Origin of the sequence: Hydrogenophaga sp., assembly GCF_030373245.1 — a bacterium.
In the GTDB taxonomy this organism is placed as follows: domain Bacteria; phylum Pseudomonadota; class Gammaproteobacteria; order Burkholderiales; family Burkholderiaceae_C; genus Hydrogenophaga.
The window spans coordinates 123,819-138,155 of the sequence record NZ_JAUCZF010000005.1 but is presented as its reverse complement, the minus strand read 5'-3'; the positions used below and the strand labels follow the sequence as shown (position 1 = coordinate 138,155).

Annotated in this window: 14 protein-coding genes and 1 pseudogene; 8 read left to right on the top strand and 7 right to left on the bottom strand. The window is 62.3% G+C overall.

Annotated features, from left to right (window positions below; genetic code table 11):
• The first annotated feature begins 78 nt into the window (after positions 1–78).
• The 4 genes and pseudogenes from QUV25_RS12850 to QUV25_RS12835 all read left to right on the top strand — a co-directional run.
• The gene (locus tag QUV25_RS12850) at positions 79–723 is read left to right on the top strand and encodes a TetR/AcrR family transcriptional regulator (RefSeq protein WP_300864492.1); all 645 of its coding nucleotides are present in this window, start codon (positions 79–81) and stop codon (positions 721–723) included.
• Between the two features lie 40 nt (positions 724–763).
• Positions 764–1,750 (top strand): MDR family oxidoreductase, encoded by a 987-nt coding sequence (locus QUV25_RS12845; protein WP_300864490.1) that lies wholly within the window; start codon positions 764–766, stop codon positions 1,748–1,750.
• Between the two features lie 53 nt (positions 1,751–1,803).
• Positions 1,804–2,382: a peroxidase-related enzyme gene (locus QUV25_RS12840; RefSeq protein WP_300864488.1), complete on the top strand. Its 579-nt coding sequence runs from the start codon at positions 1,804–1,806 to the stop codon at positions 2,380–2,382.
• Positions 2,383–2,435: 53 nt separating this feature from the next.
• Positions 2,436–2,549, top strand: a pseudogene (locus QUV25_RS12835) (IS630 family transposase); the annotation flags it as partial.
• A 67-nt stretch (positions 2,550–2,616) separates the two neighbouring features.
• Here QUV25_RS12835 and QUV25_RS12830 read toward each other — a convergent pair.
• Both QUV25_RS12830 and QUV25_RS12825 read right to left on the bottom strand, forming a co-directional pair.
• Positions 2,617–3,465 carry a nucleotidyl transferase AbiEii/AbiGii toxin family protein gene (locus QUV25_RS12830; RefSeq protein ID WP_300864486.1) on the bottom strand — a complete coding sequence of 283 codons (849 nt, stop codon included), beginning with the start codon at positions 3,463–3,465 and terminating at the stop codon, positions 2,617–2,619.
• Positions 3,462–4,079, bottom strand: a complete 618-nt coding sequence (locus tag QUV25_RS12825) for a type IV toxin-antitoxin system AbiEi family antitoxin domain-containing protein (protein WP_300864485.1) — start codon at positions 4,077–4,079, stop codon at positions 3,462–3,464. Before QUV25_RS12825 ends, QUV25_RS12830 begins: the two co-directional genes overlap by 4 nt.
• A 355-nt stretch (positions 4,080–4,434) precedes the next feature.
• On the opposite strand from QUV25_RS12825, the gene QUV25_RS12820 reads away from it, so the two are divergent.
• Positions 4,435–5,034: a hypothetical protein gene (locus tag QUV25_RS12820; RefSeq protein ID WP_300864482.1), complete on the top strand. Its 600-nt coding sequence runs from the start codon at positions 4,435–4,437 to the stop codon at positions 5,032–5,034.
• Positions 5,035–5,171: 137 nt separating this feature from the next.
• Here QUV25_RS12820 and QUV25_RS12815 read toward each other — a convergent pair whose 3' ends face one another.
• Both QUV25_RS12815 and icd read right to left on the bottom strand, forming a co-directional pair.
• Positions 5,172–6,395 (bottom strand): integrase arm-type DNA-binding domain-containing protein, encoded by a 1,224-nt coding sequence (locus QUV25_RS12815; RefSeq protein ID WP_300864478.1) that lies wholly within the window; start codon positions 6,393–6,395, stop codon positions 5,172–5,174.
• A gap of 173 nt (positions 6,396–6,568) precedes the next feature.
• Positions 6,569–7,822 (bottom strand): NADP-dependent isocitrate dehydrogenase, encoded by a 1,254-nt coding sequence (gene icd / locus QUV25_RS12810; protein ID WP_300864477.1) that lies wholly within the window; start codon positions 7,820–7,822, stop codon positions 6,569–6,571.
• A 106-nt stretch (positions 7,823–7,928) separates the two neighbouring features.
• Here icd and QUV25_RS12805 point away from each other — a divergent pair, with 106 nt between their 5' ends.
• On the top strand, positions 7,929–8,378 hold the full coding sequence (locus tag QUV25_RS12805) for a DUF192 domain-containing protein (protein ID WP_300864475.1): 450 nt from the start codon (positions 7,929–7,931) through the stop codon (positions 8,376–8,378).
• 55 nt (positions 8,379–8,433) lie between these two features.
• Here QUV25_RS12805 and QUV25_RS12800 read toward each other — a convergent pair whose 3' ends face one another.
• The 3 genes from QUV25_RS12800 to xseA form a co-directional block, all read right to left on the bottom strand.
• Positions 8,434–10,671, bottom strand: coding sequence for an NADP-dependent isocitrate dehydrogenase (locus QUV25_RS12800; RefSeq protein WP_300864473.1), 2,238 nt, complete (start codon positions 10,669–10,671; stop codon positions 8,434–8,436).
• 233 nt (positions 10,672–10,904) lie between these two features.
• The gene (locus tag QUV25_RS12795; protein ID WP_300864471.1) at positions 10,905–11,486 is read right to left on the bottom strand and encodes a Fe-Mn family superoxide dismutase; all 582 of its coding nucleotides are present in this window, start codon (positions 11,484–11,486) and stop codon (positions 10,905–10,907) included.
• A gap of 122 nt (positions 11,487–11,608) precedes the next feature.
• A complete protein-coding gene (gene xseA / locus QUV25_RS12790; RefSeq protein ID WP_300864825.1) occupies positions 11,609–12,835 on the bottom strand; it encodes an exodeoxyribonuclease VII large subunit in 1,227 nt (408 codons plus the stop codon).
• Between the two features lie 389 nt (positions 12,836–13,224).
• Between xseA and QUV25_RS12785 the strand changes: the two genes are divergently transcribed.
• Positions 13,225–13,866 carry a MotA/TolQ/ExbB proton channel family protein gene (locus tag QUV25_RS12785; RefSeq protein ID WP_300864468.1) on the top strand — a complete coding sequence of 214 codons (642 nt, stop codon included), beginning with the start codon at positions 13,225–13,227 and terminating at the stop codon, positions 13,864–13,866.
• Between the two features lie 33 nt (positions 13,867–13,899).
• Positions 13,900–14,337 (top strand): biopolymer transporter ExbD, encoded by a 438-nt coding sequence (locus tag QUV25_RS12780; RefSeq protein ID WP_291009327.1) that lies wholly within the window; start codon positions 13,900–13,902, stop codon positions 14,335–14,337.

Here is a 14,337-nt window from a genome sequence, read left to right as displayed (position 1 = left end):
CGTGGCCAGATCCGAATAAATAGACGATCGGTCTATTTTTGTCTATAATTAGACCGATCAGTCTGTTTGAGGGTCCCTATGAACCACCTTGCTTTGCTGCCCCGCCGTCGCGGCCGACCTCCGCGGGACGCCAGCGTGCCGCGTCAGGACACGCGAGAGCTCTTGGTGCGCACAGGCGTGGCGGTCCTCACCGAGAAGGGTTACTCGGCCGTCGGTATCGACGAGATTCTTCGCATCGCGCAGGTGCCCAAGGGCTCCTTCTATCATTACTTCGACAGCAAGGAAGCCTTTGGCCAGGTGTTGATCGACGCCTATGCAAGCTACTTCGCCCACAAGCTGGACCGCTGGTTCCTGGGCGTCCCCGTCCCGCCACTTCAGCGCCTGAGGCACTTCATCGAGGATGCCAAGGCCGGCATGGCCCGCCATGGGTTCCGGCGCGGCTGCCTGGTGGGCAACCTGGGGCAGGAGATGGGCACGCTGCCAGAGTCTTTCCGGGTCCAGCTGCAGATGGTCTTTCGCGACTGGCAGTCACGCACTGCGGGCTGCCTGGCTGAAGCACAGCAGGCCGGAGAGATCCCGCCGCAACTCGACTGTTCCGCCCTGGCCCAGTTCTTCTGGATCGGCTGGGAAGGTGCAGTCCTGCGCGCCAAGTTGGAGCGATCACCCGAAGCGCTGGATGTCTATGCACAAGGCTTCTTTGCGCTGCTGAGCCCTGGCCCCTGACCCCCCCACCACCCGCTACCTCCCGAAAGGAGACTCACCCATGTTTCGTGGCCTGCTCATCGACAAGCAAGACGGACAGCAGACAGCCAGCGTGCAGCAGTTGTCTGAATCATCTCTTCCCGAGGGCGAGGTCACCGTGCGAGTGGCCTGGTCGACGCTGAACTACAAGGACGCGCTGGCCATCACCGGCCGCTCGCCCGTGGTGCGCCGGTTCCCGATGGTGCCGGGCATCGACTTTGCGGGCACCGTCGAGGCATCGGCCGACCCGGCTTTTGCCATTGGAGACCCGGTGGTGCTCAATGGCTGGGGCGTGGGCGAGGTGCATTGGGGCGGGCTGGCCGAGCGCGCGCGCGTGCCGGGGAAGTGGCTCATCCCGCTGCAGTCGCCCTTCACGCTGCGCCAGGCGATGGGTATCGGCACTGCTGGCTACACGGCCGCATTGTGTGTGCTGGCGCTGGAGCGCCATGGCGTGACGCCGGACCAAGGCCCAGTGGTCGTGACCGGTGCCGCGGGTGGCGTGGGCAGCGTGGCGGTGGCGATGCTCTCCAAACTGGGCTATGAGGTGGCCGCCGTAACGGGCCGGCCACAGGAGGCCGACTTCCTGAGCGCGCTGGGCGCCCGCCAGATCATCGACCGCGCCGAGTTGTCCAAACCCGGCAAGCCGCTGGACAAGGAGCGCTGGGCTGGCGCCGTGGATGTCGCTGGCGGCCAATTGCTGGCCAACGTCTGTGCGGCCATGCGCTACCGCGGTGTGGTCACGGCCTGCGGCCTGGCGGCCGGGATGTCCTGGCCCGCCAGCGTGGCACCGTTCATCCTGCGGGGCGTCACCCTGGCCGGCATCGACAGCGTGATGGCACCCGTCGACGAGCGCTTGCAAGCCTGGCGCCGGCTGGCACAAGACCTCGACCACGATCTGCTCGAGCGCCTGATCCGTGAGATTGATCTGGACGACGCCATCGGCGTCGCTGCGGATCTGCTCGAAGGCCATGTCCGTGGCCGAGTTGTCGTGCGAGTCGACGCGCCGTAGGCCCTCAGCTCACACCATTCTTCCCTGTCCTGAACAACGCTTAAGGAGCCACCATGTCGACCACAGCCGCCTTCCCGATCAGCCGCTTCCCGGTACCTGAGATCCACGACCTGCCCGAGGACATCCGCACGCGCATCCTGGCCGTGCAGGAGAAGTCGGGCTTCGTGCCCAATGTGTTCCTCGTGCTTGCGCACCGGCCCGACGAATTCCGTGCATTCTTCGCCTACCACGACTCCCTGATGGACAAGAAGGGCAATCTCACCAAGGCCGAGCGCGAGATGATCGTGGTGGCCACCAGCAACGCCAACCAGTGCCAGTACTGCGTGGTGGCGCATGGCGCCATCCTGCGCATTCGCGCCAAGAACCCGCTGGTGGCCGACCAGGTGGCGGTGAACTACCGCAAGGCCGACATCACGCCTCGCCAGATGGCCATGCTGGACTTCGCGATGAAGGTCTCTGCGCAAGCCTGGGCGGTGAATGACGCCGACTTCGAGACATTGCGGCAGCACGGCTTCGACATGGATGACATCTGGGACATTGCCGGCATCGCGGCCTTCTTCGGATTGTCCAACCGCATGGCCAATGTCACCAGCATGCGGCCGAACGACGAGTTCTACAGCATGGGGCGTTGATTGCTGGGCATTTTCGGACCAACGTGACCGGTGATTTCGGCATCGTGACCGATCATTTGAACCGCCCCGGAAACGCGGTGGTGTTCAGCGTCGATGAGAAAACGGCGGTTCAGGCACTGGATCGGTTGGACCCGGTGTTGCCGTTGTCGCTGTCACGTCGTTCACATCATGGGCTGGAAGGCGCATGAAACCTCAGATTTCTCTGGTCTGAAGTTTGAGGTACCACCAAGCCTTTCAGCCTTGCTTTTGCAGCTTCTGAAACTCATCGCGCAGCAGGGTGACCACATCCACCAGATCCAGGGCAGCCAGCCGGTTCTTTTTCAGGAACGCGGTCCATTGCGCTGTCTTCACGGCATCCCGTGCGAATACATCGCTCAAGCCAGAAGGTGTGGTGTCCGGCACTTGAAGTTGCCGCCGGGCAAAGGTGGCGTCGATCGCGCGGCGCAGCTCTGTCGGTTCCAGGGCACTCTCTGTGAGCAGCACCCACAGATCGAAATAGTCCTTCATCCGGGTGTTGGCCATGCCGAGCAAGCACACTGCATGGAACTTCTCGGCTACCACGGTGTATTTCGGGTACGAGCGCAATTGCGGTGCTGGCAGGTCTTCAAGCAACACCGGGTAGCTCACCAATTCGGGCGCGGGTGTGACCGCATCGCCAAATCCGATGTCCACCTGCAGCGTGATGCGAGCGCCGTCCAGCTTCGCCAGCAGGTCGATCCGCACACCGCCATAGCCCGCCTCCTTGCGGATCACCGAGCCCTTGACGGATGCGGTGTCGAACGCGATGCCGTCTTCCACCTCCATCACACAGATTTCACGGAAAACTGCAACGGCAGTGTCAATGTCGTCCGGTCCAAAGCCCAGCAGGTCCGCGTCGCGCGTCGGCCGGTGTGGCTGGTCGTACCACAGCGAAAACAGCAGCGCACCCTTGAGCAGGTAATTGTCGGCATGGGGTGAGATCGACAGGCGATACAGCAAGCGCTCCAGCCCATAGTGGGTGAGGGTCAGATTGAAGTCCTGCTTCCTGGCATCGGCACGTTGCTTCAAGCGGGCGCGGATGGAGGCGGCCAGGTTGCGGCTCATGCCGTGACACTTTCCAGGTAGGGCCGCATCACATTGGCCACTCGGTTGACCGCGGCGTAGTGCCATAGCGCATCCATGTTCAGCTTGCGCTGTGCCCAGCCATCTCGCAGCGCCTCCAGCGCCACGTCCAGGCCGATCTTGTTGCGGTACTTGAAGCAGTCGGCCACCGTCTTGTTGGCGTTGAACACCGGAACTGGCACGCCATCAATGTCGATGGGTTCAACGCCTTCGGAGAGAGCCAGTCCCGACATGCGCACCACACGCAGCGCCGGCTGGTCCAGTCGGGGTGTAGGTGTGTGCGGAGGGATCGCCAGCCAGACCTCGAACGGCGCCTGGGTGCCGATGCCATGGACGCGCAGCGCCGACAGCAGGCACACGACACCACGCGGCACCCGCAGTGCCACTTCGGCCAGGGACCGGTGTTCACTGAGTGCACGCCCCGGCAGGCTGTAGACGCCGCGTGCCACACGTTCCAGCTTGCCCGCGGCGACCAGCCTGCTGAGCACCACAGTCGGCAGTGCCTGCGCGGTCAGGTCGCGTGCGCGCAGAAGAGGCTGGCGCTCTGCCAGAGCGAGCACGGCGTGTTCCCTCGTTGGGTTTTTGCCTTGGACCATTCATGCAGTTTGTTGTAATGTCTAGTCATTTGTCAACAAATAACTAAATAAAGAAACAAACTCAGGTATTCGGTTCAGCCTCTCTGTTCAGTTCTTATGCGGTAACGGTTCACTTGCTGTTCGGTTTGTGCAGTCTGTGTTCACTGGTGGTTCAGTTTGTGCATTTGAGCCGAGGGTGCCCAGGGATTGAAACGATCTTAGCCGCCCCAAAGGCCATGTTCCGGGCTGGATATGGGCCCAAATCCAGCGTCTGCAGAGCCTCGATTCAGACCAATACTGGGTTCATGGTGAGTGCAGAGATAGGCGGCCTGCCGCCAGTTTCACAAGCGCTCCGCGCCCCTCCATTCGTCGGTCCATGAACACGTCAACACACGACTTCGTCTCGGTTGAAATGCGCGGCTTGAAGGCCGCGCTGGTGGCCCGCGCGCAGGCGCAACGGGTCAGCGTGTCGGAGTTGGTGCGCAGCGCTGTGGCGCGCGATCTGGGTCTTTCGGTGGTGGAGGGTGCGCCCAAGAGCGTGGAGGCGCCCCAAGGGGCTGGGCACGCTGTCAGCGTCAAGCTGTCGATCCGTATGACCGCTATGGAGGCAGGTCAGCTGGCTGCTGGTGCCCGAGCCGCTGGCCTGTCGCGCGGCGCCTACCTGGCCGGTCTGGTGGCCCACGTGCCCGTGTTGACAGGCGGTGCCAGCCGGATAGAGCACATCGCTGTCTTGAATGAATCCACCGCAGAACTGGCCACCTTCAGCCGCAACCTCCACCTGCTGAGCACGCTGCTGCGTCGGAGCGAAGGCGAGTCCTCCAGGCTGCTGCGGTTGATGCTCGACACCCTGGCGCGCGATGTGCGCCAGCACCTCGACCTCGCTTCCAGCACGCTTGCTGACCTGCAGCCGCGCCGCCCCGCCACCGCAGAACCAAGGGGCCGCAACCGGCCCGGCAACCGAAGGATCCACCCATGAAATCGCCATCTGGTCACCGGCGCTCGCCTTCGCGAGCCTCTGTGCAAGGTCAACAGCAGTGTCTGCAGGTTGAGCACTGTTCCAACTTTCTTCATGAATTCGGGATGCGGGCGCAGGCATCTGCAACGCATCCGAACTCAGGCCGCGCGCAAGGTGACCACGTTGCCGACTGCCACAAGCTGTTCGATACGATCAGCGAGAAATTGCAGCGCCCTCTTCCGATCCGCGGCCAGTTCCATGTGGCTGTACGCCGCCACAGTGGCGTTCTTCTCGCTGTGGGCAAGCAGCAGTTCGACCACATCCCGGCCGAAACCGTGTTCGCGCAATAGGGTCGCTGCTGTGCCTCGCGTGCCGTGGGGGCTGAAGTCGGACACACCGAAGTCCATGCGCTTGAAGAAGTGGTTCAAGGTCACGTCTCCAATGGGCACGCTGCCACGAAAGATTGACGGGAACACGTACTGCCCATGGCCAGTGAACTCGTGCACCTGCCTCAGGATGTCAACGGCCTGGCGCGACAAAAACACGCGGTGCGCCTTGCCCATCTTCATGCGCTCTGCCGGAATGTCCCACTGAGCGGCGTCCAGATCGAACTCGGGCCACTTCGAGCGCAGCAATTCGCTCTTGCGCGTCATCGTGAGCATCAGCAACCGGGTCGCCGAAATCGTTGTGAAATGCGCGCCCTGGTCTTCGAGCTTGCGCCAAAACGCCGCCAGTTCCTTTTCGCTGAGATGCCGGTGATGTTCCACCGGTGCGCGGGCGATGGCGCCACGCAGCGGCTGTGCCGGGTTCGTCGTCACCAGTAGGTTGCGGATCGCATGGTTGTAGATCTGCTGAACGATCACGCGGATGCGCTCCGCGGTCACGGCGGTGTCGGCGCGCGCCTTGATGATGGCCAGCACGTCGCGAGGCAGAACTTCGTCCAGCGGCATGTCGCCAATAGCCGGGTAGACATAGGCATCCAGCCAGCGCACGGTCTGAGCCACATAGCCGCCAGACCGGTAAAAAAGTGTCTCGTCCACCCAGCGCTGCGCAAAGCTTCGGAAAGTCAACCGGCGAGCTTCGACAAGTTTCTGTTCGGTCGCTGCCGCCCGCTTTGCCTTCGCTGGACTCTGGCCACGGGCGACCAACGCGCGCAGTTCTTCGTGGCGGTCGCGGGCCTGCTTGATGGTGAAGGCCGGGTAGGCACCAATCGTGACCTTTTCACGCTTGCCATTCAGGTGGTACTTGAAGCGCCAGGTCTTGCCGCCGGACGGCAGGATTTCAATCTGCAAGCCGCCCCCGTCGGTCAGCGCGTAGGCTTTCTCACGCGACTTCGCGTTGTCGATCGTCGCGGGTTTTAGGGAGTAGTTGACGTGGCGCATTTTGATGACTTGGCCTAAGCCATGGCCCCATGATGGCCCCGAATATGGCCCTGTTGCCGTTGGAAGTCAAGAAACGATGCCGGACATCTTGAAACAAAAAACCCCATTGAATCAAAGCAATGGGGTCTTTTTCTGAAACCTTGAGGGACGTCTTGGGACGTCCTGGAACAAAGTTACATGTTTTCGATCATCACCTGGCCAAACCCCGAACAGCTGACCTGGGTCGCGCCGTCCATGAGGCGAGCGAAGTCGTAAGTGACCTTCTTGGACAGGATGGCTTTCTCCAGCGAACTGATGATGAGGTCGGCCGCTTCGGTCCAGCCCATGTGGCGCAGCATCATTTCGGCCGACAGAATTTCCGAGCCGGGATTCACATAGTCCTTGCCCGCATACTTGGGCGCCGTACCGTGCGTGGCTTCAAAACAGGCCACGTTGTCCGACAAATTGGCACCTGGGGCGATGCCGATGCCACCCACCTGGGCTGCCAGAGCGTCGGAAATGTAGTCACCATTGAGGTTCAGAGTGGCCACCACGGAGTACTCGGCCGGGCGCAAAAGGATTTGCTGCAGGAAGGCGTCGGCAATGCTGTCCTTGACCGTGATGTCCTTGCCAGATTTGGGGTTCTTGAACTTGCACCAGGGGCCGCCGTCGATCAGCTCGGCGCCGAACTCCTTTTGCGCCAGGGCGTAGGCCCAGTCGCGGAAGCCGCCTTCGGTGTACTTCATGATGTTGCCCTTGTGCACGATGGTCACGCTGGGCTTGTTGTTGTCGATCGCGTACTGGATCGCCTTGCGCACCAGGCGCTCTGTGCCCTCGCGGCTGACCGGCTTGATGCCGATGCCCGAGGTGTTGGGAAAACGGATCTTGGTCACGCCCATCTCGTCTTGCAGAAACTTGATGAGCTTCTTGGCCTTGTCAGACTCGGCTTCGTACTCGATACCAGCATAGATGTCTTCCGAGTTCTCTCGGAAAATCACCATGTTGGTCTTCTCTGGCTCTTTGACCGGGGAAGGTACGCCCTTGAAGTACTGCACCGGGCGCAGGCAGACGTAGAGGTCGAGCTCCTGGCGCAACGCGACGTTGAGTGAACGGATACCGCCACCGACCGGTGTGGTCAATGGGCCTTTGATGGACACCACGAACTCGCGCAGCGCAGCCAGCGTTTCTTCCGGCAGCCACACGTCAGGGCCGTAGACCTGGGTCGATTTTTCGCCAGCGTAAACCTCCATCCAGTGGATTTTCTTCTGACCGCCATAGGCCTTGGCCACGGCCGCATCCACCACCTTGAGCATCACCGGGGTGATGTCAAAGCCCGTGCCATCGCCCTCGATGTACGGCACGATGGGATGATCGGGCACGTTGAGCGACATGTCGGCATTGACGGTGATCTTGTGGCCTTCAGCGGGCACTTTGATGTGCTGGTACATGGGATGGAGTCTCCGGGTTCGATACGATGGACAACCTAGGGCCGGTGAACTCAGGATTGGAAACTGGGTCACAGGCGCAGCCGATTCTAGTCTTGCCCATCCGATCATGAAACGCACTCACCCCACCCTCGCCGCCCTGCTTGTCGCCTTCGCCGGGTTGGCTGCCGCACAGGATCAACCTCAGATCAACCTGCCGCGTGTGAAGCTCTCGGCCGGCATGCACCTGATCGATGCGCAGGTGGCGAGCACCCCGCAGCAGCGACAAATTGGTCTGATGCACCGGCCCGAGATGCCGGTGCAGGAGGGCATGCTCTTCGTCTTTGAAGCACCCGCTGTGCAATGCTTCTGGATGAAGAACACGCTGCTGCCACTGACCGCCGCGTTTGTGGCCGACGATGGTCGGATCGTTAACCTGGCCGACATGAAACCCCAGACCACCGACTCGCACTGCTCAACCGAGCCAGTGCGCTACGTGCTGGAGATGAATCAGGGATGGTTCGCCAAGCGCGGCATCGCCGCTGGCGGCCGCATCGGCGGCCTCAACAAGCGCCCCTGAAGAAAGCGGCGCGCGTTGCGCACGCCACTTTCTGTTGGCTCAGGAATAGTCGGCCTCAGGCCTCGGCGCCGGCCAGACTCGCGTTCAGGGTCTTGCTTGGGCGCATGACGGCGTCGAGCTTGCGCACATCAGGCTGGTAGTAGCCGCCAATGTCCACCGCCTGGCCTTGTACCGCAGCCAGCTCGGCCACGATGGTTTTCTCGTTGTCGGTGAGGCGCTTGGCCAGCGGCGCGAAGTGCGTGGCAAGCGCCGGATCATCGGTCTGCGCCGCCAGGGCCTGCGCCCAGTACATGGCCAGGTAGAACTGGCTGCCCCGGTTGTCGAGTTGCCCCGTCTTGGGCGAAGGGTTCTTGTTCTGGTCCAGCAGCTGTCCTGTGGCCGCGTCCAGGGTGCGGGCCAGAATCCTGGCCTTGGCGTTGCCCGTCTTCACGCCTAGATCCTCCAGCGAGGCGGCCATCGCCAGGAACTCCCCAAGCGAATCCCAGCGCAAGTGGTTTTCTTCCACCAGCTGCTGCACATGTTTGGGCGCTGAACCACCCGCACCCGTTTCGTACATGCCGCCGCCCGCCATCAGCGGCACGATGGACAGCATCTTGGCGCTGGTACCCAGTTCCATGATGGGAAACAGGTCGGTGAGGTAGTCGCGCAGGATGTTGCCGGTGGCGCTGATGGTGTCCAGCCCGCGGATTACGCGCTCGAGCGTGTAGCGCATCGCGCGCACCTGGCTCATGATCTGGATGTCCAAGCCCGCCGTGTTGTGCTCGTGCAGGTACATCTTGACCTTGGTGATCAGCTGCGCTTCGTGCGGTCGGTACTGGTCAAGCCAGAACACCACCGGCATGCCCGAGTTGCGCGCACGGGTCACGGCCAGCTTGACCCAGTCGCGGATGGCCGCATCTTTCACCTGGCACATGCGCCAGATGTCACCCTGCTCGACTTCCTGGCTCAGCAGCACTTCGCCCGTGGCCAGGTCGGTGATGTTGGCGGTACCGGCCTCTGGGATCTCGAACGTCTTGTCGTGCGAGCCGTACTCTTCGGCCTGCTGTGCCATCAGGCCCACGTTCGGTACGGTGCCCATGGTCGTGGGGTCAAACGCACCGTGCCACTTGCAGAAGTTGATCATCTCCTGGTAGATGCGGGCAAAGGTCGATTCCGGCATCACGGCCTTCACGTCCTTCAGTCGGCCGTCAGCTCCCCACATCTTGCCGCCGTTGCGGATCATGGCCGGCATGGAGGCATCCACGATCACGTCGTTGGGCGAATGGAAGTTGGTGATGCCCTTGGCCGAGTCGACCATGGCCAGCTCCGGACGCCCTTCATGGCAGGCGTGCAGGTCGGCAATGATTTCCTCACGCTGAGACTGCGGCAGCGTGGCCAGCTTGTCGTAAAGATTGACCATGCCGTTGTTGACGTTCACACCCAGCTGATCGAACAGCTTGGCGTGTTTCTCGAACGCGTCTTTGTAAAAGATGCGTACGCAGTGGCCAAACACGATGGGGTGGGACACCTTCATCATCGTGGCCTTCACGTGCAGCGAAAACATCACCCCGGTCTTGTAGGCGTCCTGAATTTCCTTTTCGTAGAAGTCGAGCAAGGCCTTCTTGCTCATATACATGCTGTCGACGACTTCGCGGTCTTGCAGTGCCACCTTGTCTTTGAGCACGATAGTTTTACCGCTCTTGGTGATCAGCTCCATCTTGACGTCGCGCGCCTTGTCCAGCGTCATGGACTTTTCGCCATGGTAGAAGTCGCCGTGGTGCATATGGGAGACATGGGTGCGCGAAGCCTGGCTCCAGTCGGCCATGGAATGGGGGTTCTTGCGGGCGTATTCCTTCACTGCGCGGGGTGCACGCCGATCGGAGTTGCCCTCGCGCAGCACCGGATTGACCGCGCTGCCGGTGCACTTGGCGTACCGCGCCCGGATCGACTTTTCCTCCTCGGTCTTGGGTGACTCGGGGTAGTCGGGCAATGCATAGCCCTTGGCCTGAAGCTCCTTGATTGCGCTGATGAGCTGCGAGACCGAGGCGCTGATGTTGGGCAGCTTGATGATGTTGGCCTGGGGCTTGAGTGTGAGCTGGCCGAGTGCGGCGAGGTTGTCGGGAACCCGCTGCTCCTCGCTCAGGCACTCGGGAAAAGCCGCCAGCACCCGCGCCGCGACGGAAATATCGCTGGTCTCGACGTTGATGCCGGCGGGCTGGGTGAACGCCTGGATGATGGGCAGGAACGCACGCGTGGCCAGCAGGGGTGCCTCGTCGGTCAGCGTGTAAATGATGGTGGGTTGCTGGGCGCTCATGTCTTTGGCTCCGTGAATCGTGGTGGAAATCCCGCTGATCGAAAGCGTCGTCAGCCGAATGAAGGAATCGTCCGCAATTTTGCTTTCAACGCTCTGACCTGCGCTTCATTTCTTGAAGCCAGATCCCACATTGAGAAAATCAAAGCCGGAAATGCAGGGAAATTTCCAGCGATGCGCAAGAAAAAGGGCCCGAGGCAAAGCCTTCGGACCCTGGGCGCCAAGCCAGACCGCGGTCAGGCGAAGTTGGCTTCGGCGAAGGACCAGTTGACCAGCTTGTCCAGGAAGGTCTCGACAAACTTGGGGCGTGCGTTGCGGTAGTCGATGTAGTAGGCGTGCTCCCAGACGTCGACCGTCAGCAAGGCCTTGTCGCCAGTGGTCAGCGGAGTGCCGGCCGCGCCCATATTGACGATGTCTACCGAGCCGTCGGGTTTCTTGACCAGCCAGGTCCAGCCAGAGCCAAAGTTACCCACCGCGCTTTTCACAAACGCCTCCTTAAAGGCGGCATAGCTGCCCCACTTCGCGTTAATGGCCGCAGCCAGAGCGCCCGAGGGCTCACCGCCGCCGTTGGGCTTCATGCAGTTCCAGAAAAAGGTGTGGTTCCAGATCTGAGCGGCGTTGTTGTACACACCGCCGCTGGACTTCTTGACGATGGACTCGAGGTCCATGCTCTCGAACTCAGTGCCTTTTTGCAGGTTGTTGAGGTTGACCACATAGGCGTTGTGGTGCTTGCCGTGGTGAAACTCCAGCGTTTCCTTGGAGTAGTGGGGCGCGAGCGCGTCGATAGCGAAAGGCAAGGCTGGCAGGGTGTGTTCCATGGTGTTTCCTCTTGGGGTCGAATCGTGAATCGAACGGGACGAGAGCGGCGGTGGCCGCTGGTCGACTCGGGCACTCATTGTAGGCAAGGCGGGCCAAGGAACCGCGACTGGGGTCTCTGCGCTCAGCGATCCACTGTGAGTCCGAGCTGGCCGTCGCTCAACCTGGCCCGAATCGACTGTCCTGGCCGGGTCTGCGCGGTGCGGGTGATGGCATCGCCATCGGCATCGGTCAGGTAGGCGTAGCCGCGCTCAAGCACCAGCTGGGGGTCGAGCAGCGCCAGCGCAGTGGCCTGGCGCTGCCAGCGGTCTTCCTGCTGCCGCATGGACCGCTGCAAGGCCGGGGTCAAGGCGAGCGCCAGCGACTGCACCCGGTTGCGCTGCGCCTGCGCCGCCAACTGCAAACCGCTTTGCAGACGATGCTGCAAACGGGCCAGCGCGTAGCGACTGTCGTGCAGCCGGGTCGACGGTCGGCCCAGGCGCTGGGCGATGCGATCCAGCCGCTGCGCGCCGAGGTCGAGTTCGGCGTGCACGGCATCCGACAAACTCGATTGCAGGTGTGCCAATTCGCCCAGCCGCTGCTCACGCGATGGCGCGCACAGTTCGGCGGCAGCGGTAGGTGTGGGCGCCCGCAGGTCGGCAGCGAAATCGGCGAGTGTGAAGTCCGTCTCATGGCCCACGCCACAGACCACCGGCATCGGCGAGCGCACCACCGCGCGCACCACAGCAGGGTCATTGAATGACCACAGGTCTTCCAGCGACCCGCCGCCGCGCACCAGCAACAACACGTCGCAAGGACCTCCGGCAGAGAAATGGTGGCCAGCAGCCGTTATCGCGGCATCAATCTGGGCCGGCGCCAGCTGCCCCTGCACCAGGGCCGGGTATATCACCACCGGCAGGTGCGGCACGCGCCGACGCAGGGCCGTGACCACGTCGCGCAGCGCTGCGGCGCCCAGCGAAGTCACCACCGCAATGCCTCGCGCCTGAGCAGGCAATGGGCGCTTTCGAGCCGGGTCGAACAGGCCCTCGGCTTCCAGCTGGGCCTTGAGACGCAGAAACTGCTCAAACAAGGCGCCCTGCCCGGCTGGCTTGAGACGGTCGACGATGAGCTGCAGGTCGCCGCGCGGTCCGTAGACGTCGAGCTTGCCCAGCGCTTGCACCAACTGGCCATCCTGTGGCGAGAAGCTAAGCTGGTCTGCGGCACGGCGAAACAGGGCACAGCGCACCTGACCGCTGTCGTCCTTGAGCGAGAAGTAACAGTGGCCACTGGCCGCACGCGAAAAGCCCGAGAGCTCACCGCGCACCGTGACCGGATTGAATCGGGCGGCCAAGGTGTCCGCCACTGCTCGCATCAGCGGGCCAACTCCCCACACGCGCCCTGCGCCATCGGGATCTTCGCCACCAAAACCATCAACCACGGGCATCTCCAAGCAGAATGTGTCCACACACCGCGTTGTCGCTGGGTTTTCTCAGCCAAAGCCGCATGGACACGTCAGCTCGCGGCCAAGTCCTTGATTTCACGGCGTTTTGAAGTGCCCGTTTTGTCATCGATCTGTCGAAATGCAGCGCATGCGCGGGATTGAGCAGGGGTACACCCGGGTTCTTCACAAAGTTATCCACAGAATCTGTGCATACCCCAGTGCAGTCTGATTTGGGGCCGGAGCACAGTGACCGTGCCGGCCAGGGCGTGCGCCATAATCGACGCCGTAGCAACTTGGCTGTTTTTGCCTGGAGCCCTGTTTTGTTTTCCATCATACAAGCGGCCGGCTGGCCGATCTGGCCTTTGATCGCCTGCTCCGTCATCGGTCTGGCGCTGATCATCGAGCGTTTCATCAGTCTGAAGACCGCCAAGATCATTCCGCCGAAACTGCTGGACGAAGCCATCATGGTCTCGCGCAACGGTGTGCCCGGTCCCGACGTGGTCAAGCAGCTGGAGCAGAACTCGACTCTCGGGGGCGTGTTGGCCAGTGGTTTTCGGGCGCTCAATGCCAATCCCAGGGCCAGCGAGGAAGATCTGCGGGCCAGCCTGGAAGGCGCCGGTCGTCAGGCAGCGGCCCAGTTGCAGCGCTACCTGGGGGCGCTGGCCACCATTGCCTCGGCCGCCCCGTTGCTGGGCCTGCTGGGCACGGTCATCGGCATGATCGAGATCTTCGGCTCCCAGGGAGGTGACGGCGGCATGGGTACTGCGCCAGGCGGCGGCAATCCCGAGCAGCTGGCGCATGGCATCTCGATCGCGCTCTACAACACTGCGTTTGGCCTGATCGTGGCGATTCCAGCACTGATCTTCTGGCGCTACTTCCGCGCTCGGGTCGATGGCTACCTGCTTACCATGGAGATCGCCGCTGACCGTTTCGCGCGTCACCTGCAGCATCTGCGCAAGTGAGCCCGGCCCCGCTGTCTTGAACCCGATCCGCGCATGAACTTTCGACCCGGTACCCGCGACGAGCCCGAGATCAACCTGATCCCGTTCATCGACATCCTGCTGGTGGTGCTGATTTTCCTCATGCTCACCACCACTTACAGCAAGTTCACCGAGCTCAAGGTGAACTTGCCAGTGGCCGACGCCGAGGCGCAGCGGCAGAACCCCAAAGAGATCATCGTGGCGGTGGGCAGCGATGGGCGCTATTCCATCAACAAATCGGTGCTGGATGGCGGCAGCGTGGAGCAGCTCACCCGCGCCTTGTCGGTGGCCACGCAAGACACGCGAGATGTGGTCGTGATCATCAGCGCCGATGCCGCGGCCACACACCAGTCGGTCATCAACGTCATGGATGCTTCGCGTCGCGCAGGTCTGGTGCAGATCACCTTCGCCACCCAGCAGGCGGGTGCCGGCGGCGCCCGCGCCCGGCCCTGA